18 protein-coding genes and 1 tRNA gene are annotated in these 20,209 nt (G+C 28.9%); 6 read left to right on the top strand and 13 right to left on the bottom strand.

Annotated features, from left to right (window positions below; translation table 11 throughout):
• Positions 1–98: 98 nt before the first annotated feature.
• From G507_RS0115105 to rlmN, 5 genes are all read right to left on the bottom strand, one after another.
• Entirely contained in the window at positions 99–1,178 is a 1,080-nt protein-coding gene (locus tag G507_RS0115105; protein WP_026718282.1) for a hypothetical protein, read from the bottom strand.
• A 40-nt stretch (positions 1,179–1,218) separates the two neighbouring features.
• Complete coding sequence (locus tag G507_RS0115100) at positions 1,219–1,983, bottom strand: hypothetical protein (protein WP_026718281.1); 765 nt, start codon at positions 1,981–1,983, stop codon at positions 1,219–1,221.
• A complete protein-coding gene (locus G507_RS0115095) occupies positions 1,970–2,533 on the bottom strand; it encodes an RNA polymerase sigma factor (RefSeq protein ID WP_026718280.1) in 564 nt (187 codons plus the stop codon). The genes G507_RS0115100 and G507_RS0115095 overlap by 14 nt, the downstream gene beginning before the upstream one ends.
• Positions 2,534–2,731: 198 nt before the next feature.
• Positions 2,732–3,712 (bottom strand): polyprenyl synthetase family protein, encoded by a 981-nt coding sequence (locus tag G507_RS0115090; RefSeq protein ID WP_026718279.1) that lies wholly within the window; start codon positions 3,710–3,712, stop codon positions 2,732–2,734.
• Between the two features lie 64 nt (positions 3,713–3,776).
• Positions 3,777–4,817: a dual-specificity RNA methyltransferase RlmN gene (gene rlmN, locus G507_RS0115085; protein WP_026718278.1), complete on the bottom strand. Its 1,041-nt coding sequence runs from the start codon at positions 4,815–4,817 to the stop codon at positions 3,777–3,779.
• A gap of 92 nt (positions 4,818–4,909) precedes the next feature.
• Here rlmN and G507_RS0115080 point away from each other — a divergent pair, with 92 nt between their 5' ends.
• Positions 4,910–5,551: an O-methyltransferase gene (locus G507_RS0115080; protein ID WP_026718277.1), complete on the top strand. Its 642-nt coding sequence runs from the start codon at positions 4,910–4,912 to the stop codon at positions 5,549–5,551.
• A 1-nt stretch (position 5,552) separates the two neighbouring features.
• Here the strand turns inward: G507_RS0115080 and G507_RS0115075 are convergent, their stop codons facing one another.
• From G507_RS0115075 to G507_RS0115050, 6 genes are all read right to left on the bottom strand, one after another.
• On the bottom strand, positions 5,553–6,113 hold the full coding sequence (locus G507_RS0115075) for a phosphatase PAP2 family protein (protein WP_026718276.1): 561 nt from the start codon (positions 6,111–6,113) through the stop codon (positions 5,553–5,555).
• Positions 6,114–6,115: 2 nt separating this feature from the next.
• Entirely contained in the window at positions 6,116–6,463 is a 348-nt protein-coding gene (locus G507_RS0115070; protein ID WP_026718275.1) for a Sec-independent protein translocase subunit TatA/TatB, read from the bottom strand.
• A gap of 105 nt (positions 6,464–6,568) precedes the next feature.
• Positions 6,569–8,836 carry a M1 family metallopeptidase gene (locus G507_RS0115065; RefSeq protein WP_026718274.1) on the bottom strand — a complete coding sequence of 756 codons (2,268 nt, stop codon included), beginning with the start codon at positions 8,834–8,836 and terminating at the stop codon, positions 6,569–6,571.
• 21 nt (positions 8,837–8,857) lie between these two features.
• Positions 8,858–9,361, bottom strand: a complete 504-nt coding sequence (locus G507_RS0115060) for a DUF6702 family protein (protein ID WP_026718273.1) — start codon at positions 9,359–9,361, stop codon at positions 8,858–8,860.
• A 17-nt stretch (positions 9,362–9,378) separates the two neighbouring features.
• Positions 9,379–10,209 (bottom strand): carboxypeptidase-like regulatory domain-containing protein, encoded by an 831-nt coding sequence (locus tag G507_RS0115055; RefSeq protein ID WP_026718272.1) that lies wholly within the window; start codon positions 10,207–10,209, stop codon positions 9,379–9,381.
• Positions 10,199–11,011 (bottom strand): peptidase associated/transthyretin-like domain-containing protein, encoded by an 813-nt coding sequence (locus tag G507_RS0115050; RefSeq protein ID WP_026718271.1) that lies wholly within the window; start codon positions 11,009–11,011, stop codon positions 10,199–10,201. Before G507_RS0115050 ends, G507_RS0115055 begins: the two co-directional genes overlap by 11 nt.
• Positions 11,012–11,139: 128 nt before the next feature.
• Here G507_RS0115050 and pepE point away from each other — a divergent pair, with 128 nt between their 5' ends.
• The gene (gene pepE / locus G507_RS0115045; RefSeq protein ID WP_026718270.1) at positions 11,140–11,847 is read left to right on the top strand and encodes a dipeptidase PepE; all 708 of its coding nucleotides are present in this window, start codon (positions 11,140–11,142) and stop codon (positions 11,845–11,847) included.
• A 217-nt stretch (positions 11,848–12,064) separates the two neighbouring features.
• Here the strand turns inward: pepE and G507_RS0115040 are convergent.
• Positions 12,065–12,140: transfer RNA gene (locus G507_RS0115040), tRNA-Gly, on the bottom strand.
• A 136-nt stretch (positions 12,141–12,276) separates the two neighbouring features.
• Between G507_RS0115040 and G507_RS0115035 the strand changes: the two genes are divergently transcribed.
• Positions 12,277–12,717, top strand: coding sequence for a GNAT family N-acetyltransferase (locus tag G507_RS0115035; RefSeq protein WP_026718269.1), 441 nt, complete (start codon positions 12,277–12,279; stop codon positions 12,715–12,717).
• A 40-nt stretch (positions 12,718–12,757) separates the two neighbouring features.
• Positions 12,758–14,353, top strand: a complete 1,596-nt coding sequence (locus G507_RS0115030) for a L,D-transpeptidase family protein (protein WP_026718268.1) — start codon at positions 12,758–12,760, stop codon at positions 14,351–14,353.
• Here G507_RS0115030 and G507_RS0115025 read toward each other — a convergent pair.
• Positions 14,324–14,893 carry a murein L,D-transpeptidase catalytic domain family protein gene (locus G507_RS0115025; protein ID WP_245575628.1) on the bottom strand — a complete coding sequence of 190 codons (570 nt, stop codon included), beginning with the start codon at positions 14,891–14,893 and terminating at the stop codon, positions 14,324–14,326. The genes G507_RS0115030 and G507_RS0115025 overlap by 30 nt on opposite strands.
• A 342-nt stretch (positions 14,894–15,235) precedes the next feature.
• Here G507_RS0115025 and G507_RS0115020 point away from each other — a divergent pair, with 342 nt between their 5' ends.
• Complete coding sequence (locus G507_RS0115020; protein WP_026718266.1) at positions 15,236–17,647, top strand: DUF5916 domain-containing protein; 2,412 nt, start codon at positions 15,236–15,238, stop codon at positions 17,645–17,647.
• A 68-nt stretch (positions 17,648–17,715) separates the two neighbouring features.
• Positions 17,716–20,127, top strand: coding sequence for a DUF5916 domain-containing protein (locus G507_RS0115015; protein WP_026718265.1), 2,412 nt, complete (start codon positions 17,716–17,718; stop codon positions 20,125–20,127).
• Positions 20,128–20,209: the final 82 nt, after the last annotated feature.

Raw genomic sequence — 20,209 nt, 5'->3', positions numbered from 1 at the left:
TCTAAGTTTTATTATTTTATTTATGCATATAAGTTATAAAACAAAAAACCTACAAGATTATAAAAACCTTGTAGGAAAGTATAAAACTAAACTCAAATTTAATTAAAATCGAAACGAAGTCCTAATGAAATGTTGTTTTGATCAAGTGCGTTATTTTTGAATAATGGATTGATATCGTATTTTACATATAAACTAGTTTCTTTATACCCTAAATATGCACTTAATCCATAAATAAAATTAGAAGCATTGAAATCGTCTTTTGTTTTTTGTTTTACTTCTTTATTATCCACATCATATTTGACTATTTGCTTTGTTTTTACTCTAAAACCACCATAACCTCCAATTCCTAATCTTAATGATTGATGTGTCTTAAAATACGTTTTATCATTTTTTGTGGAACTTCCAGATAAATCAAACTCTAAATGCAAAGGAGCAACTAAATATACATTTCTTAAACGAGAGTCTTTAATAGAAATGCTATTTTGAGCAGGGTCAATTGTATTGCTCATTAAAACAGTTTGCTCTCCTTCTTTTTCAAAAAATCTATTTTCTGTTGGACGAAGATTATTATACATAACTGAAAAACCATACTTAAAATGCAACAAATTATTTTCTTTTAATATTCTTGTATTGTAGGTTATTCCCCATTCATAAAAATGTGAGCCCCAAAATCTGTAGTCTGAATTTTCTAAATCTTGTCCTTTGGTAATTAAATTATTTAATCCTAATGCAAAGACAAATTGAGAAGTTGTTCTTCGCTCTTTGTATTCTTTATACTTATTTTTAATAGTGTCATTTTCATATTTAAGAACTAATCTTTTCCCAATCCTTACAGATGTTGTATCAGTTTCATACATGATTTTTCCATCTACCTTATCCTGAACCAATTGATTTAGTTTTTCTTCTTCAATTGCTACTTTTGTTTCAATATTTGAAGCACGTTCTTCTGCTATTTTTAATTTTAATTCGTCCGCTTTTTCTTTGGTGATCTTTCCTTCAATAATTTGTTTATCTAAAGCTTCAATTTCGACTTTTAGTGCCTTTTTTTCTTCTTTGGTAATTATTTCTATTTGATTTCCAATTTCTTTGGCTCGTTCTTCAAAGGTTTTTTCTTGTGCGAATGTCTTTCCCACAAATGAAACTAACATAATAATAGTGTAAAAAATAATTTTTTGCATGATTTTCGTTTTTTGATTAATGATTGATTTTTGATGATTATTATAATTCGTCTTCATAATTTCTATTTGCTAAAACTGTTTTTATAGCATTATAATTTTTATTTAGACGCTCTAAAGCGTTTTCTCTAAATGATTGGTAAATTTCTGTTTCTGCGTTTGACAATAATGAATTTGGGTTTACAGAAATTCTTTTTTTAATGTTTTTAATTTCTTTAGCTGAACTTTTAGTTTCATATTTTGTGTTACTAACTTCTGCTAATAATTTTTCGGCTGAAGTGTATTTATTTTCACTTGTCACTGGTTGATCATTTGTTCCAGTAAAAGAAACCTTATTGTTATTGTTTTCTTTTGATTGATTGATGACTGAAACCTCTTGATTATTGATTGCTAATTCCTGAATATTAATTTTTGAAGTATTTGAAAGCTTATGTATTTGATTCGAATTACTATTATTACTAACTAAAACTTCTTGTCTAACTTCTCTATTTTCTATTTTATCTTTTCCAGTTTCTGTTTTCTCTTGATTATTTTCTGAATGCTGAATTCTGAATTCTGAATTTTCTTCAACAATTATTGAATCTTCTTTGGAAGGAATCAGAACTTCACTTTGATTATAAAAATAATATCCAATTGAAGCAAGCACAATAAATGATGCTGCAATATTTATCCAAAAAAATCCCTTTTTCTTTGGTTTTTCTTCAACACTTAACATAGCATCGAGTCTATCCCAAGAATTTAAACTGGGTTTTATCTCGCGATTGCTTATTTTTTGTTGAACTTGTTTTTCAAAATTATTTAGTCCCATTTTGATTATTCTTTAGTTTGTTAATTTGCTCTTGCAATAATTTGCGTGCGTGAGCTAATTGTGATTTTGATGTTCCTTCATTAATCTTTAACATCTTTGCTATTTCGTTGTGTTTATATCCTTCCATTATATAAAGATTGAAAACCATTTTGCAACCTTCTGGCAAATTATCAATCAACAATTGAATATCGTCTGTTGAAAAATCTTGCTCTTCTGAAAAATCATTCGGTAAAACTGTTTCTTCTATATTCTGATGATTAAAATTGTTCTTCTTGACTCGCAAATAATCAATACATTCATTCACCATGATTCTTCTTATCCAACCTTCAAAACTTCCATTATGCTCAAACTTTTTAATGTTGGTAAATACTTTCATAAAAGCAGTTATCATAACATCTTCAGCATGATGCACATCTTTAATATATTGTCGGCAAACACTTAACATCTTAGGTGAAAAATTAGCATACAACTGGTGTTGTGCTTGTCGGTTATTTTCGACAGCCAATTGAATTAAGTTTTTTTCTTTTTGATGTAATTGTATTACTTTCATTTTTTGAATTTAGAATTCAGAAATTAGAAGTTTGAATACCTTCTATTAACATAGACGAGAATGAATTTGAAATGGTTGTAAATGAAAAATAAAATCCAATATTTAAAATTCTAAATTCCAATGTGTTTCTTATTAAAGTTCAATTGTTATTCGTTAATCTTTTGGAATTTGGAATTTATTTTTTGGAATTTTTAAAATCTATTTCTTTCTCTCAATAACGTAGTTAACCATTAAAACTAAAGAAGCTTTATAATCTGATTCGGGAAAATCTTGTAGTAGTTGAAGTGCTTCTAGTTGAAATTGCACCATTTTTTGCTCCGCGTAAACCAATCCGTTTTTGTCTTTAACAAATTGGATTACTTCTTTGACTCTTGTTTTGTCTTTATTATGATTTTTGACTGAATTAATTACCCATTTTTTTTCTTTTGAAGAACAATTATTCAAAGCATAAATTAAAGGCAAAGTCATTTTTTGTTCTTTGATGTCAATACCTGTTGGTTTTCCAATGGCATCATCTGTGTAATCGAATAAATCATCTTTAATTTGAAAAGCCATTCCGATTAATTCACCAAATTTTCGCATTTTTTCGACAACTTCAGTATTTTCTGGAGCAACAGAACAAGCTCCTAATGAACAACAGGCAGCAATAAGTGTAGCTGTTTTTTGTCGAATAATTTCGTAGTAAATGTCTTCAGTAATATCTAATCTTCGTGCTTTTTCAATCTGAAGCAATTCACCTTCACTCATTTCGCGAACTGCAACCGAAATTATTTTTAATAAATCAAAATCGTTATTATCAATAGAAAGTAATAATCCTTTTGAAAGCAAATAATCTCCCACTAAAACCGCAATTTTATTTTTCCAAAGTGCATTAATAGAGAAAAAACCTCTTCGTTTGTTGCTATCATCCACTACATCATCATGAACAAGAGTTGCAGTATGAATTAATTCAATAACTGAAGCACCGCGATAAGTCCGTTCGTTTACTTGACCTTGAGAAACCATTTTAGCGGTTAAGAAAACAAACATAGGTCGCATTTGTTTTCCTTTTCGATTTACAATATAATAAGTAATTCTGTTTAATAAAGCGACTTTTGAAGACATTGATTCGTGAAACTTCTTTTCAAAAAGTTTCATTTCTCTAGTAATAGGTTGCTTTATCTGTTCGACTATTTTCATATTAAGAACAAAAATAGACTATTTGATTGAAGCTAAAAAGGAAATTAATATACTTCACTTAAATTTATGATTTGTTAGCTAATTGTCCGCAAGCTGCATCAATATCTTTTCCACGACTTCTTCTGACTTTTACAGTAATCTTATTTTTTTCTAATGCAACAATATAATCATTTGTTGCTTGCTCAGAAGCTTGTTGAAATTCTCCATCATCAATTGGGTTATATTCTATCAAATTGACTTTACAAGGAACGTATTTACAGAATTTCACTAAGGCATCGATAGAGGCTTTATCATCGTTAATTCCTTTCCAAACGACATATTCGTAAGTAATAGCACTTTTTGTTTTTTTGTACCAATATTCTAAGGCTTCACGCAATTCGGTTAAAGGAAAGTTTTTGGTAAAAGGCATGATTTTATTTCGAATCTCTTCTATTCCTGAATGAAGTGAAACAGCTAATTTGACTTTTGTTTCGTCATCAGCCATTTTTTTTATCATTTTTGAAACTCCAGAAGTAGAAATTGTTATTCTTTTTGGTGACATTCCTAACCCTTCTTTTGAAGTAATCATTTCTATAGACTTCATTACGTTAGGGTAATTCATCAAAGGTTCACCCATTCCCATAAAAACAATGTTTGATAAAGGTCTGTCAAAATACAAACGACTTTCATTATCTATTGCAGCGACTTGATCATAAATCTCATCTGGTTGTAAATTACGCATGCGTTTTAAACGAGCCGTTGCACAAAAATTACAATCCAAACTACAACCCACTTGACTTGACACACAAGCAGTAGTTCTAGTTTTAGTTGGAATAAGAACACTTTCAACAACTAAATCATCATGCAAACGAACAGCATTTTTAACCGTTCCGTCTTCACTACGCTGAATAGTATCAACTTTTATATGATTAATTACGAAATTTGCTTCTAACATAGCACGTGTTTCTTTTGAAACATTGGTCATGTCTTCAAAAGTATGAGCTCGTTTGCTCCACAACCATTCGTAAACTTGATTTCCTCGAAAAGCCTTATCTCCGTTTTTTTCGAAAAACTCACGAAGTTGTTCTTTTGTTAAAGCTCTAATATCCTTTTTTTTCGTTTGCATGGTGCAAAGTTAGGAATTTTGAAATTAGAATTCAGAAATTAGAAGTAGAAGTGTTGGAATTTGTATTTTTGCACCTAACTATTTTTTTAATTATGCACTTTATATCAGAAAATTTAGAAAATTACGTAGCTAATCACAGTCAAAATGAACCTCAACTTTTGAAAGAATTAGATATTGAAACGCATCAAAAAATTATGCAACCGAGAATGCTTAGTGGTCATTTTCAAGGAAGAGTTTTGAGTATGTTGTCTAAAATTATTCATCCAAAACATATTTTAGAAATTGGAACTTACACTGGTTATGCTGCTTTATGTTTAGCCGAAGGTTTGCAAAAAGAAGGAACATTAGATACTATTGATATTAATGAAGAATTAGTTGAAATTCAGGAAAAATATTTTGGCTTATCTGATTTCAAAAATCAAATTATTTCACATTTAGGAGATGCTATGGAAATTATTCCGGCTTTAAATAAAAAATTTGATTTGGTTTTTATTGATGCTGATAAAGAAAACTACATCAATTATTACCACATGATTGTCCCAATGATGAATATAGGTGGAATTATCTTATCTGATAACGTTTTATGGAGCGGAAAAGTCTTGGAAGAGTTAAATCCAAAAGACACAAGTACAAAAGTTTTAATTGAATACAATAAACTGATCAATGAAGACCCAAGAGTTGAAACCGTTTTATTGCCCATTCGCGATGGACTAACCGTTACAAGAGTACTATAGCTTATTTATAAAAAAATTTATTCATAAATAAAGTATATAATTTATAAAAGATAATTGCATTTATAATTCCAAAGGCATAACCTGTTAGTATATCCAATGGAAAGTGCAATCCTAAGTAAATTCTACTGTAAGCAAAAATTAAAGGAAATAAAAATAACAGATAAGTATGCTTATAATATTTTCTAATAATTAAGAAAATAAAAAGTGTTGCGCCCATTGAGTTTGAAGCATGACCTGAGAAGAAACTAAATGAATTTCTATGAATAACAACTCTAATTATATCTTTAATTTCAGGATCATTGCAAGGTCTTAAACGCTCAAATCCACTTTTAAACAAATTAGTAATCTGATCTGTAAAAGTGATAAAAAGAGCCAAGAAAACGATTATAATTCCGAAGTTTTTCCAGCCAACTTTCTTTTGAATTAAATAGAAAATTCCAACAAACAAAGGTGACCAATAAATTTGTTTTGTGATTATACTCCAAAAATCATCATAAGGAGCACTTCCTAAACCGTTTAAAAAAACAAAGAGTTCTTTATCTAATTTTAATAATTCTTCCAAAGTTATAGTTGTCTTTTTATAGGTCCAGATAAATTCTCAATATCTTCTTTTACTTTTTCTATTGGAGTCGTAATGTCAGACGCTATATTTTCCATAGGATTTACTGCTTTAGCGATTCCTTCTTTTGCTTTTTTAATTTCGTCAGAAATTCCTCCCGTAAGTGAATTTACATCAACTCCGCTTTCTGTTGCACTTCTTTGTATTTCACTTTTAATTTCATTAGATGCATTTTTTAGTTGTGCCATTGTTTTTCCCAAAAATCGAGCGACATCTGGAATTCCTTTGGAACCAAAAATCATAATTGAAATTAATATAATGAAGAAAAGTTCTCCTCCTCCTATTCCAAACATGGTATTGAATTTTATTTACTGTGCAAAGTTACAAAGAAAAAAAGAACCTTTGCCAAAGTTTGAAATTTTGACAAAGGTTTAACTTATTTTGTTGAAGAATTATACTTATTTCTTTTCTAATTCATCAAATTTAGATTTTGCTGCTTCTTTAGGCCATGTGTTGTTTTCCACATCAATATCAGCCGTCTCTAATTTTGGATCTAATTGAATTTTTACAATTTTTTTATCTGTTGCAAAAACACGTTTAGCAGCATCATTATTCATTCTCCAAATTTGAGCTGGGAATTTTTGAGTTTCTGTAGTTCCGTCTTCAAATTGTAATTCAACAATAATCGGCATAATCATTCCTCCTGGTTTTTCGAATTCAACTTCATAGAAAAATTTAGGAGATTTTAATTCGCGTTTTTCGTCTGCTGTATAATGCTCATTAACATAATCAGCTAACATTTTGACATCTTTAATTTCAAATGCTTTTTTATTCTTAGCGTTAAATTCCTTGTGATTTGCATCAACAAGATAAATAAATGGTCCTTCATTATAAGTAAAACGTCCAGTTCTCATTTTATAATCCTTCATTTCTGAAGTTGGTTCCATAGAAACATAATATTCTTTTACTTCTTTAATTCCTAAATCAACATAATCTGTTGAATAGAACCATCCTCTAAAAAACCAATCTAAATCTACTGCAGAAGCATCTTCCATTGTTCTAAAGAAATCTTCTGGAGTTGGATGTTTAAATTTCCAACGTTGCGCGTAAGTTTTGAAGGCATGATCAAATAATTCATGTCCCATAACTGTTTCACGAAGAATATTTAAACCTGTTGCTGGTTTTCCGTATGCGTTCGAACCAAATTGAAAAATATTTTCAGAGTTAGACATAATTGGAGCAATGAATTTTTGATTTCCTTTCATGTAAGGTACAATTTTAGCTGCTGGACCTCTATCTGTTGGGAAATTTGCATCAAACTCTAATTCTGTTAAATATTCTAAGAAAGTATTCAAACCTTCATCCATCCAAGTCCATTGTCTTTCATCTGAATTAACAATCATTGGAAAATAGTTATGACCAACTTCGTGAATAATTACACCTAACATTCCGTATTTAGTTCTGTCTGTATAAGTTCCGTCTTTTTCTGGACGACCAAAATTCCAACAAATCATTGGGTATTCCATTCCTTGATCTTGTGCTGAAACTGAAACAGCTTTTGGATAAGGATAATCAAACGTATGTTTTGAGTAAGTAACTAAAGTTTGAGCTACAGCTTTAGTTGAAAAATCACCCCAAAGTGGATTCGATTCTTTTGGATAAATTGAGATTGCCATTGGTTTAACCGTTTCTAATTGAACAGCCATTGCATCTAACATAAATTTACGTGAAGTAGAGAATCCAAAATCACGCACATTTTTTGCTTTAAAGTGCCAAGTTTTCTTTTTGTCTGAAAAACCTTTTTCTGCTGCTTCTGCTTCTGCTTGAGTAACAATGATTACTGGTTTATCAAAAGTGTTTTCTGCTTTTTCCCATCTTTTGATTTGTTCTGCAGAATAAACATCTTTTCTATTTTGAAGTTCTCCAGTTGCTTCCATTTTATGATCAGCAGGAACTGTTATGCTAACATCATAATCTCCAAAAACAAGAGCGAATTCACCTCTTCCCCAAAACTGCATATTTTGCCAACCTTCTACATCGTTATAAACAGCCATTCTTGGAAAGAATTGCGCCATTACATATAAGCGATTTCCATCTTCAAATTCTTCATAACCAGAACGACCACCATCAACTCTATAATTATTAATATTGTACCACCATTTAATTGAAAAAGTTACTTTTTCTTTATTTTTTAATGGTTTGTCTAAATCAATACGCATCATTGTGTTATTGATTATATATTTCATTGGATTTCCTTTAGCATCTTTTACATATTCTAAATTATGTCCTCCATCAAAACCTTTCTCCATAAATTCTTTAGCAAATTTATCTTCTGTTAAAGCTGGACTTATTCTTTCGTTACCAACTAAAGGAGTTTGAGAAGTACGAGAACGCATGTTTTGATCTAACTGAATCCACAAATAATCTAATGATTCTGGAGCATTATTTGTATAAGTTATAGTTTCTGTTCCGTATAATTTTGCATTTTTATCATCTACCTCAACATTGATTTTATAATCCGCTTGTTGTTGATAGTAAGCTGGTCCAGGTGCACCAGAAGCTGTTCTAAACATATTAGGCGTTGCTAATAAGTCATACATTTGACGAAATTTATTTTCGTTGTAATGTCCTTGTTCTTTCTTTTTGTCTTCTTGTTTTTCTTGGGCGTTAATTGTCCCAAAAAAGGTAAGAAAAGCACAAAAAATTAAAGTTAATTTAGTTTTCATTAGGTTAGTTATAGTTAGTAATTAAAATTCTATTTCTTCTTTTGTATTGCTATTAGTAAACAAAAAACTTTTTTTGTTACTGTTTATGTTAATATGAAGCAAATTTTGTTGCTCAGAAAACTGCTCTATTAAGATTGAATTATAAATATTTAAAGATTTTATTTTTCCTGAATAGCTTATTTTATGATAGCAAATAAGCACATCATCTTCATATTCTTTTGCTAAAAGAACCATTTCTTGAGGCTTATTGTTTACTGAGATTTTAAATTTCTCTTTAAAATAAGCAACAATTAAAGCTTCAGATTCTTTATTTTCTTTAGATGTTGCTAAATTAAGCTTTTTCTTAAATTTAGTTTCTAAAGCCTTTTCTACGTCATCAATAAAAACTCTTGATGTAATTTGAAACTCTTTCTTATCTTGTTTGTAATCCACTTGATAAACTCCAATATAGAACTTGTGCGTTGAAAATGAAGTAAACGACAATGATAAAAAAAGCAAAACAGTTATAATAATAAACCTTTTCATTTAGCAAATATAAAATTTTATTCTTCTTTTTGTTGTTTTTTAAAAGCTTCTGCTTTAGAAATTAAATATTCTATTAATTTTAAATGGTTTTCTGGTTTTAAAAACTCGACCAATTCACTTGCTGAAGTTTCTGAAAAAGCTAAAAACATTGGAATATCTTCATTTTTAATTTTTAATTGATTGACAAAAAAATGATTCGAAAATTGTTCTTTCATGTGCTCGCCAAAAGGTTTTGATGCTACGTCTTTTAGTCGTCTTTCATTAAAAGCTTTTTCAGAAGCCGATATTTTTTTCTTATCACTTCCCACTAATTCTTTGATTCCTTTGCCGATAAAACCAAAAATTGCTAAAAAATTTACTGGCGTTTGAGCTAAAGTTGTTGGCATCGCTGTATTAATCACTCGAGTATCCCTTATATCATTAGGTTTTAATTTTTTTAAATCTCCCATTGAAATTGCAAAACCATACGTTTTTATTTTATCTGTATCTACTTCTAAAACTCCAGTTAAAGTGTAAGGAGAAACTTCAACTTCATTAAGCTCATTAATTTTTGTTCTTAAATATATTTCTAAAACCTCTTTGTCTAAATCTGTTTTTTGAACTATATACTTTGTGGACAAGTAAGCTAAACCTTGAATTACTAAAGTGTCTTTTTCTCTAATCTTTATTGAAAACTTTCCATCTACATCTGTTATTGATCCAATATTAGAAGAAACGTTAAAAATTGTGATATTTTCAACTTCAAGAGAATCAGATTTTATTTTCCCAACTATTAAATCTCTTTCTTTAACTTGAGAAAATGAAATAAATGAAACCAATAAAAAGGTATAAAGTAGTTTATTTTTCATCTTTGTCTTCTTTAATTTGTTGGGATAGATTTTCTTTTCTGTCTTCAACTTTTAACGGAATCTCTTTTAAATTTAAAAAATCAACAGCCAATTGGTGTAATAAAAAAGTAGCTCGTGTTTTATTTTTAGCTTTCATTGCATTTGAAAAAGGAACATCTTCAACAACATAATAAATAAATCCATCTACATATTCTTCAGGGATATGTAAGGTTTTAATCAAATATTCATTATCAAAGTAATCTAATGTTTTCTCTTGTAGAATTTCTTTTCTTTCGATAATAAGCTCCTTTTTAAGCATGTTGGTTCTTCCACTAACTTGATTGATTAAACCATCAACGCTCATTCCTCCAAGTGGAATTAACAATGGACTATACCATTTTAGGGTTCCCGCTGCCTTAAGATTTCTTTCCGCTTTTGTGTAGGTTTTGGGTGCTTTCTGAAGAATTCCCAAGGAAACTGCATTTATATCAGGATATTCGGTTAAAACAACTTCTTTAAGATATTCGGTTGATGGTGCAATTGGAATTAAAACCAACTTTTCAGTAATTTCTTCTTTTGTCACAACATGCTTTTTCTTTTCTAAAAAAACCGCACTAAATAATAATGTATCTGAAACTTTTGCTTTAATCGTAAAATAACCTTGATTATCTGAAACTGTTCCAGCAATATTGGAAATATTTATAATATGAACACCGCCTAAATCTTTAATTTCGGACACAATTTTACCTTTAATTATAGAATCATTTTGAGCTATAATTAATAAAGGAAAAATTAAAATAAATAGAAGTAGTTTTTTATGCATAAATTTTGATTAATTTCTTTGGTAAATATAATTGATTGAAATCATAACAAAATCTAAAAGGATTATAAACTTATGTTAAGGCAAAAATGTAAATTTGTAATTATATGACAGATTTAATTCAATTATAAATGAAAAAAATAATTATTGCAAGCACATCGACTCTTCACAATGGTGGATATTTAGATTATTTACTTCCAACACTAAAACTACATTTTGAAGAAGTGAAAAATTTACTTTTCGTTCCTTATGCAAGACCAAGCGGCTTATCTCATAGTGAATATACTGAAAAAGTAAGTGAGACTTTTGCGAAAATCAACATAAATGTAAAAGGTATTCATGAATTTAAAAATCCAATTGAGGCTATTGAAAATGCAGAAGCTATTTTTGTAGGCGGTGGAAATACGTTTGTCCTAGTAAATGAGCTATACAAAAACAATATTTTAGATAGTATAGAAAAAGTAGTTAAAAACGGAACACCCTATTTAGGAACAAGCGCTGGAAGCAATATTTGTGGACTAACCATGGGAACAACAAATGATATGCCTGTAACTTATCCACCAAGTTTTAGAACATTAGGTTTGGTTTCATTTAACATCAATCCCCATTATCTAGATCCAGATACAAATTCGACTCATATGGGTGAAACTCGTGAAACTCGAATCAAAGAATTTCATTTTTATAATCCACAATCAGTTTTAGGATTGAGAGAAGGAAGTTGGTTAGAAGTGAATGGAGATTCAATAAAACTTAAAGGGAGTTTAACAGCCCGTTTATTTAAACCAAATGAAAAACCAATTGAAATTGAAACAGAAACAGAATTAAGTAATTTAAAATAAGAAAAATAATTTTAAACCATTTAGAAGTTTAGAAATATTAAGCTTTTCATGTTTAAATGAATCTTAATACCTAAATGGTTTAAAAGAAAAAAAGTCTAACCTTGTGAGATTAGACTTTTAATAAAGAGCGAAAGACGAGGCTTCCCGAAAAAATCGGGATAAACTTCTTGACTCTTTTTTGCATAAAAAAACCTCAAACACTTGTTTGAGGTTTTTTTGGAGCGAAAGACGAGGCTCGAACTCGCGACAACCAGCTTGGAAGGCTGGAGCTCTACCAACTGAGCTACTTTCGCATTACCATGGTGCAAATATACAGCAAATCTTTTTTTATTTGCAAACTTTTAATGAAATATTTTACTGTTTTTTTATCTTAAATTTACATTAATTTAATTTTTCAACTTAACCAATTAATAAACAAAACTTTAGAAATTGATAACGATTAAAGAAATTGACAAAAAAAACACATATCCTGTTAGACATTTAGTATTAAGAAAGGGAAAACCTATTGAAACTTGTTATTTTGAAGATGATGAAAAAGATTCAACAAGGCATTTTGGCCTTATTATAGATGAAAAAGTAGTCGGAGTTGTTTCACTATTCGAACAAAAAAATGAAAATTTTAATGAAATCAAACAATATCAAATTAGAGGAATGGCTGTTTTAGATGAATATCAACAAAAAGGATATGGAAAATTATTAATTCAAAAAGTTGAAACATATTGTTTAAACATAAATGCAAGCCTAATTTGGTTTAACGCAAGAGAAAAGGCAAAAGACTTCTATCAAAAATTGAATTACACAACAAATGGCAAACCTTTTGATATAAAAAACATCGGATTACATTATATTATGTTTAAGAAATTGATATAGCATTTTTTAATCTTTAGAAATAAAACTATATTTGAGATATATGAGTAAAAAATACTTCCTTTTTATACTTTTAACGATTGTTTGTTTACTAAGCTGTAAAGAAAAAAAAACGCCTATAAAAGAGTCAAATTTCATTGTGGATCAAGATTCTATTAACCATATTATCAAGCCTGAATTTTTAGAAAAAGAGAATGATTTCATCAACGAGCTTTATGCTTCTTTTGGTAATAAAATAATTTGGAATGATGATAAAAACAGAAAAACATTAATTGCCTTTATAAAAAATAGTGAACAAGACGGATTATTCCCTGAAGATTATCATTTAAAAGAAATAGATTATTTTGAGAAAAACAGAACTAAAATAAATTATAGTGATTATCAAACTTTTGATTTATTACTGTCAAACGGATTTAAAAACCTAGCTGATCATTTGCATAAAGGAAAATTGAATCCAAGAGATTTGTACAATGATTGGGACTTACCTTATAAAAGTCCAATTAAAATTGAAAAAATAATAGAAGCTATCCAAAAGAATGAAATCAATGATTTATTAATTGATGTTACTGTAAAGAACAAACTATACCTAGACTTAAAAGAAGGATTGAAGTCTATACTAAAGAAATCAGACTACAATTTTCCGAAAACAATTGTTGAAACTAAAATTGTACCGAATGATTCATCAAAAACGATTCAAGTTATTAAACAAAAATTAGTTTATTGGGATGATTTAGCTTCCAACAACGGAACTTCTATTTATGATGCTGAAACCATAAAAGCTGTGAAAAAATTTCAACAGCGTAATAGTTTATCCGCAGATGGAGTAATAGGAAAAGGAACTGTCGAAGCATTAAATTATTCAAAAGAAAAACGAATTGAACAACTAAAAGCTAACTTAGAACGATGGAAATGGTTTCCAGAAGATTTCGGAGAAAATTATATTTCGATAAATATTCCAGAATACAAACTTCATTTTGTGTTTGAAAATGATACTATAGAAACTAAGCGAATTGTAGTTGGAAAACCATCTAGAAAAACACCTATATTAACTTCAAAAATTAACAATTTAGTTTTTAATCCAACATGGACTGTTCCTCCAACTATTTTAAAAGAAGATTTGGTTCCTTCAGCTTCGAAAAATCTTAGTTATTTTACTCGTAATCGAATTACAATATTAAATAATAAAAAAGACACTATTAAACCAAAAGATTGGGATTATGAAAATTACAAACGATACAGATATGTTCAAAGGCCTGGCTACAATAACTCGCTTGGTTTAGTTAAATTTAATTTTCCAAATAAGTATATGGTGTATTTGCATGATACTAATCATAGGGAATATTTTTCACGTTCAAACAGAGCTTTAAGTTCAGGTTGTGTTCGTATTGAAGAACCTTTACCTTTTGCAAAGATAATGTTGATGAAAGATGATGAAGAATTTTGGAAAGAATCTGAAATTGACACTATAATCAAAAAAGCAAAAACCAAAGTTGTTCCAATAAAGATTAATGTGAAAGTATTTCAACTATATTATACATGCTGGGTTGATAAAAAAGAAATTATTTTTTGTCCAGATGTTTATAAATTAGATGAAGAACTTTACGAAAAATTAAGATACAAATCCCTTGACAAGACCTGATTTTCTTGAAGGATGATAAATAAATAAAACCGATTTATTCTTAATTTTAGAAATAATTTTGCTTGTTAAATTATTTGGCAAAGCTGGACAACCCTGACTTCTTCCTAATCTACCATTATTTCTTGCAAAAGTTTCACTTACATAATCAGCACCGTGAATTACGATTGCTCTTTCCCTAGCGTTGTCGTTTACACCTTTTTCGATTCCATCCAGTTTTAAAGAAGATCCGTGTTTTCCTGTATAAATTTCAGCAGTTAAATAAAAACCAAGACTACTTTGATGAGATTCTGATTTATTTGAAAAGTTTGTTGCAAATTCTTGACCAGAATTCATTCCGTGAGCAACTAGTGTGTGAAATAAAACTTCATTAGAATCCATATCTATAACCCACAATCTTTTTTGGTTTGAAGACAAACTAAAGTCAATTATAGTTAGAATACTATTCTCTAATTTATTTTGAGATTTTAAATTTTCATAGCCTTCAAAAGCTACTTCAAAACTTTCAAGCGAAGGTACTGTTGTGGAGTTTTCTTCTATCAAAGAAAATTTTTTTTCTGTTTTTGAAAGTGTTTTGTTTTCAGCTAAGTGCAAAACAACTTCATGCGTAGTGGAATTTATTGCTTTATCTTTAGTAGGTTTAATTGAAAAAAAACAGAAAAAAACAATAATATAAATTTTGTAAATCATTGATAACTAGTAATTAATATTTGTATTGGGGATGGCAAATGTATAATTTTTTTTAAATAATCCAAACTAAATGTAATAAATTATGAAAACCTTAATTCATTTTGTCGGTAAAACACGTCATTATAACGGATTTTTATTTACTTTAGTATAAATTTATTAACTTTTATTTATCATTGTAGCCCCAACTCTATACTAATGCCTCAAAGACTTATTTATTTTTATGTACTTCTTTTTAGTACATATATACTTAATGCACAAACTTCTACTAAAAAAGTCGCCAAAACTCATAGAGTTAATAGCCATATTTCTATTGATGGAAAACTAAATGAAGAGGAATGGAAAAACGCAATACCTTCAACAGATTTTATAATGTTTTATCCTGACAATGGTAAAGAAGAAAATCCTACTAAAAAAACTGAAGTTAAAATAATCTATGATGACGATGCTATTTATGTTGGAGCAATCATGTATGACAATCCAGAAAACATACTACAAGAAATAAAACTTAGAGATGAATTTGGAACTTCAGATCATTTTGGAGTGTTTTTCAATGGCTTTAATGACAATCAATTAGAGTATCGCTTTTTTATTAGTGCCGCTGGTGTTCAATTAGATGCAATTGCAACTTCTGCCGGAGAAGATTATTCTTGGGATGCTATTTGGGATTGTAAAGTAAAAATCACAGAAAACAGTTGGATTGCTGAATTTAAAATACCCTACGCTGCTTTGCGTTTCTCGGAAAGCGAAAAACAAACTTGGGGTTTAAACATGTATCGCGATATTAAAAAAGAGAACACAAGTTATTGCTGGAATTTTATTGACATTAAATTAAACAATGAAGTTGTTCAAGCTGGAATTCTTGAAGGAATTGAAAACATAAAACCTCCAACTCGATTATTCTTTATTCCTTATACTTCTTATTATCATAACAATAATGATAGCGGATCTGACAATAAATTCAAAATTGGTATGGATATAAAGTATGGAATAAATGACTCCTTTACATTAGATGCTATTCTCGTACCTGATTTTGGCCAGACAACTTTCGACAATGTCAATCTAGTTTTAGGTCCCTTTGAACAACAATTTAATGAAAACAGACCTTTTTTTACAGAAGGAACAGATTTGTTTAATAAAGGGGATTTGTTTTATTCACGAAGAATTGGTGGAACTCCAACTTTAGAACCAACTCTTACTTCTAATGAAGAAATTACAGAATATCCAACTACAACCAACCTATTAAATGCCACAAAAATATCTGGAAGAACATCTAAAGGTTTAGGTATTGGATTTTTAAACGCAATTACTGAAAATACTTATGCTACAATATTTAATACTCCAGCAAATCAAACTAGAAAAGAACTAGTTGAACCTATTACAAACTTCAATGTTTTTGTTTTAGACCAACGATTTAGAAAAAATTCTTCAGTTTCATTTATCAACACTAGCGTTGTTAGAAATGGTGAAGGAAGAGATGCAAATGTTTCTGGATTAGTCTTTGATTTAAATACTGAAACAAATAGCTACAAATTATCAGGTGATAGTAAGTTTAGTTATGTAAACAATATAGATGAAATTAAAAGAGGGACAAATTCATCCATATTTATAGGTGATACTAAAGGAAAATACCAATATGGTTTTGGTTCTGGATATATTTCAAAAGACTATGACCACAATGATCTTGGCATTATTTTTAGAAATAATTACTACTCATTCAATGCAAATGCAAGTTATCGAGCTTTAAAAAGAACAAAAACATTTAATAACATAAGACTTAAAACAGATTTAAATTCAGAGTTTGAAAACTCTACTGGAAAACTACAAATCGGAACAATAAGCGTTTCTTCTCTTTTATATAATTTAAGAAATGATATTTTTCAGTTTACTATAGAAGGTAGTCCTTTTGAAACTTTTGACTTTTATTTTCCAGGGATTGATGGAAGGTTTAATTACAATCCAAAATACATTGACTTTACTTCTATAATTTCATCCAATAAAAATAGAAAATATTCTTTTGACTTAACGAGTAACTTTATTAAGCACGATCAACCTGGTCGCAAAAGCTACACACTTACTTTAGGGCAAGAATATCGTTTTAGTGATAAATTTTATATTCGTTATACAGCGAGAGGCATAAAGAATAGGAACGACATAGGACTAGTGGATTATGATAATAATGATATTATCTACGCAAGGAGAAACGTCAACACATTAGAACAGCAATTTACTAGTAAATACTCAATTAATAATGTGATGAACTTTAATTTAAAAGTCAGATATTATTGGGCTTATGCTATAAACAACAAGTTTCTTACTTTGAGAGAAGACGGTTATTTTGATGACAACTTAACTTATAACTTAAACAAAAATATTAATAGAAACATTTGGAATTTTGATTTTTCTTATACTTGGTGGTTTGCTCCTGGTAGTTTGGTTTCGGTTTTATACAGAAATAATTCAAGTTTAGGAGAAAGAACTTTTAACACTAATCTGGGAGATAACTTTAAAAATGTTTTATCTAATAACCCTAACAACACAATTTCAATTAGTTTTAGATATTATATTGATTATAATCAAGCTAAAAATGTTTTCAAACACAGTGAATAAAATCTTAATCTTTTCTTAAAAGAAGTTCAAAAAAAAAAATAAAAGTATTTTTGCAAAAATCTTCTTTCATGAAATCACAAATCATTGTTTTATTATTAATCTTTTCTAATTTTTCTATTGGACAAGAAAATAAAGTAATACCAAAAAAACAACTTCAAGCTGCTTATGTTTCTAGTTCTATTTCTATTGATGGTGAATTAAATGAAGAAGATTGGAAAAATGCATCTATTGCAAGTGATTTTATTTCATTTGAACCCAAGAATGGAACACCAATACCACAAGAATTAAAATCTGAAGTTAAGGTGATTTATGATAATGATGCAGTTTACATAGGAGCTATTCTTTATGACAGTGAACCAACAAAAATTTTAAAAGAAATTACGGAAAGAGATAATTTTGGAACAAGTGACATATTTGGTGTTTTTATAAATGGTTATAATGATGGACAGCAAGATTTTCAGTTCTATGTTTCTGCTGCAAATGGTCAAGCTGATTGTAATTTTACATCACAAGATGGAGAAGACTACTCATGGAATGCAATTTGGGACAGTAAAGTAAAAATAACAGATGATGGCTGGGTTGTTGAAATTAAGATTCCTTATGCTGCACTTCGATTTCCAAGTACAAATATTCAAACTTGGGGAATAAATTTTTTTAGAGAAGTAAGACGAAGCAGGCAAAAATACACTTGGAATCACATCGATAATGAAATTGGTGCTTTTTCTCAACAAGCTGGAGTATTAAATGGTATTCAAAAAATAACTCCACCTACTCGATTATTCTTAATTCCATATGCGTCTTCCTATATAAACTCAACTAAAGACGGAACTACTTTTACTCAAAAAGGTGGTTTAGATGTAAAATACGGATTAAATGATGCTTTTACTTTAGATGCTATTTTAGTACCCGATTTTGGACAAACAAAATTTGATAATGTTGTTTTAAACCTTGGTCCTTTTGAACAACAGTTTAATGAAAATAGACCTTTTTTTACGGAAGGAACAGATATGTTTAGCAAAGGTGGCTTGCTATATTCTAGAAGAATTGGAGCATCTCCTGAATTTTATCCTGATTTAGCAGACAATGAAACAATAGATGAATATCCGAGTGCTGTAAACTTATTAAATGCTGTAAAAATATCTGGCAGAAATAATGATGGGCTTGGTATTGGTTTTTTAAATGCAATTACTAAAAAAACAGTTGTAAATGTTAGAAACATAGATGATAACACTTCGCGTGAAGCTATTGTTTCTCCTTTGACCAATTACAATGTAACTGTTTTTGACCAACGTTTTAATCAAAACTCATCAGTAACTTTTATTAATACAAATGTTACAAGAGATGGTGATTTTAGAGATGCAAATGTTTCTGGATTACTCTTTGATTTAAATACAAAAGCAAACACTTATAATTTAGCAGGAAAAATAACAATGAGTAGTGTTTATGATTTAAAAAACACTAGTGGTATTAGTTCTTCCATTTATGTAGCCGAAACTGCTGGAAAAATTAGGTATAGTTTAGGTGCTGATTATGTTTCAAAAGAATTTGACAACAACGATTTAGGTATTAATTTTTTGACTAATTATTATGATGTGTTTTCAAGTGCTAGTTATCGTATTTTAAATCCAACTAAAATTTTTAATTCTTTTAGAGTTAATCTGAACAGCTATTTAGAATTCAACAATACTTCTAATTATATTCAAGACAATAATTTTAATGTTAATATTAACTCATCAACAAAGAAAAACCACTATTTTGGATTTGGTTTTAACGCAAGACCATTTAAAAGTTATGATTACTATGAAGCACGAATCAACAATCGTTATTTTATAATTCCAGAATACTATGGTAGTTGGTTTAATATTTCAACTAACTATAATAACAAATTTGCTTTAGATTTAAATGTAGAATATAACAAACTAAATGAACCTGGCAGAGAAAATTATAACTTTTATGTTAGTCCAAGATATAGGTTTAGTGACAAGTTTTCATTAATTTATGCTATTAGTCCGAGTTTTCAAAAAAATAATATTGGATGGGTTGACTATTTATCATCCACAGAGGACATCATTTTAGCTAGGAGAGACAGAAATACAGTAAACAATACACTTACTGGAAAATACTCAGTAAATAGTCAAATGAATTTTAGTTTATCCGTTCGTCATTATTGGTCCTTTGCAGAAAATAACAAATTTTACAACTTGCAAGAGAATGGTCTATTACTTGAAAACTATACTTATAACGCCAATAAAAACTCTAATTTTAATACTTGGAATTTAGATTTATCTTATTCTTGGTGGTTTGCACCTGGCAGTCAAGCAACAGTTTTATATCGAAACAACGCTGCTGATTTTAATCGAGTTATTGACAAAAGTTACGGTAGTAATTTAAACAATGTGTTTGCAGATAATTTAAATCACACTTTTTCTGTAAGTATTCGTTATTTTATTGACTACAATCAAGCTAAAAATTGGCTGTAATTTCTTATTTAACTAAAACGATTTCGAATATTATTTGATTTTTTCAAACCTCAAGGCCTTCAATTTCTTATATTTGTAGAAA

It is taken from the genome of Flavobacterium gelidilacus DSM 15343 (assembly GCF_000422685.1).
In the GTDB taxonomy this organism is placed as follows: Bacteria; Bacteroidota; Bacteroidia; order Flavobacteriales; family Flavobacteriaceae; genus Flavobacterium; species Flavobacterium gelidilacus.
This window is presented reverse-complemented; position numbering and strand designations above follow the sequence as displayed.

What these genes read in the sequence shown, in the direction of transcription:
- G507_RS0115105 (WP_026718282.1), bottom strand. Translation starts at nt 1,178, where the DNA reads ATGCAAAAAATTATTTTTTACACTATTATTATGTTAGTTTCATTTGTG.
- G507_RS0115100 (WP_026718281.1), bottom strand. Translation starts at nt 1,983, where the DNA reads ATGGGACTAAATAATTTTGAAAAACAAGTTCAACAAAAAATAAGCAAT.
- G507_RS0115095 (WP_026718280.1), bottom strand. Translation starts at nt 2,533, where the DNA reads ATGAAAGTAATACAATTACATCAAAAAGAAAAAAACTTAATTCAATTG.
- G507_RS0115090 (WP_026718279.1), bottom strand. Translation starts at nt 3,712, where the DNA reads ATGAAAATAGTCGAACAGATAAAGCAACCTATTACTAGAGAAATGAAA.
- rlmN (WP_026718278.1), bottom strand. Translation starts at nt 4,817, where the DNA reads ATGCAAACGAAAAAAAAGGATATTAGAGCTTTAACAAAAGAACAACTT.
- G507_RS0115080 (WP_026718277.1), top strand. Translation starts at nt 4,910, where the DNA reads ATGCACTTTATATCAGAAAATTTAGAAAATTACGTAGCTAATCACAGT.
- G507_RS0115070 (WP_026718275.1), bottom strand. Translation starts at nt 6,463, where the DNA reads ATGTTTGGAATAGGAGGAGGAGAACTTTTCTTCATTATATTAATTTCA.
- G507_RS0115065 (WP_026718274.1), bottom strand. Translation starts at nt 8,836, where the DNA reads ATGAAAACTAAATTAACTTTAATTTTTTGTGCTTTTCTTACCTTTTTT.
- G507_RS0115060 (WP_026718273.1), bottom strand. Translation starts at nt 9,361, where the DNA reads ATGAAAAGGTTTATTATTATAACTGTTTTGCTTTTTTTATCATTGTCG.
- G507_RS0115055 (WP_026718272.1), bottom strand. Translation starts at nt 10,209, where the DNA reads ATGAAAAATAAACTACTTTATACCTTTTTATTGGTTTCATTTATTTCA.
- G507_RS0115050 (WP_026718271.1), bottom strand. Translation starts at nt 11,011, where the DNA reads ATGCATAAAAAACTACTTCTATTTATTTTAATTTTTCCTTTATTAATT.
- pepE (WP_026718270.1), top strand. Translation starts at nt 11,140, where the DNA reads ATGAAAAAAATAATTATTGCAAGCACATCGACTCTTCACAATGGTGGA.
- G507_RS0115030 (WP_026718268.1), top strand. Translation starts at nt 12,758, where the DNA reads ATGAGTAAAAAATACTTCCTTTTTATACTTTTAACGATTGTTTGTTTA.
- G507_RS0115020 (WP_026718266.1), top strand. Translation starts at nt 15,236, where the DNA reads ATGCCTCAAAGACTTATTTATTTTTATGTACTTCTTTTTAGTACATAT.
- G507_RS0115015 (WP_026718265.1), top strand. Translation starts at nt 17,716, where the DNA reads ATGAAATCACAAATCATTGTTTTATTATTAATCTTTTCTAATTTTTCT.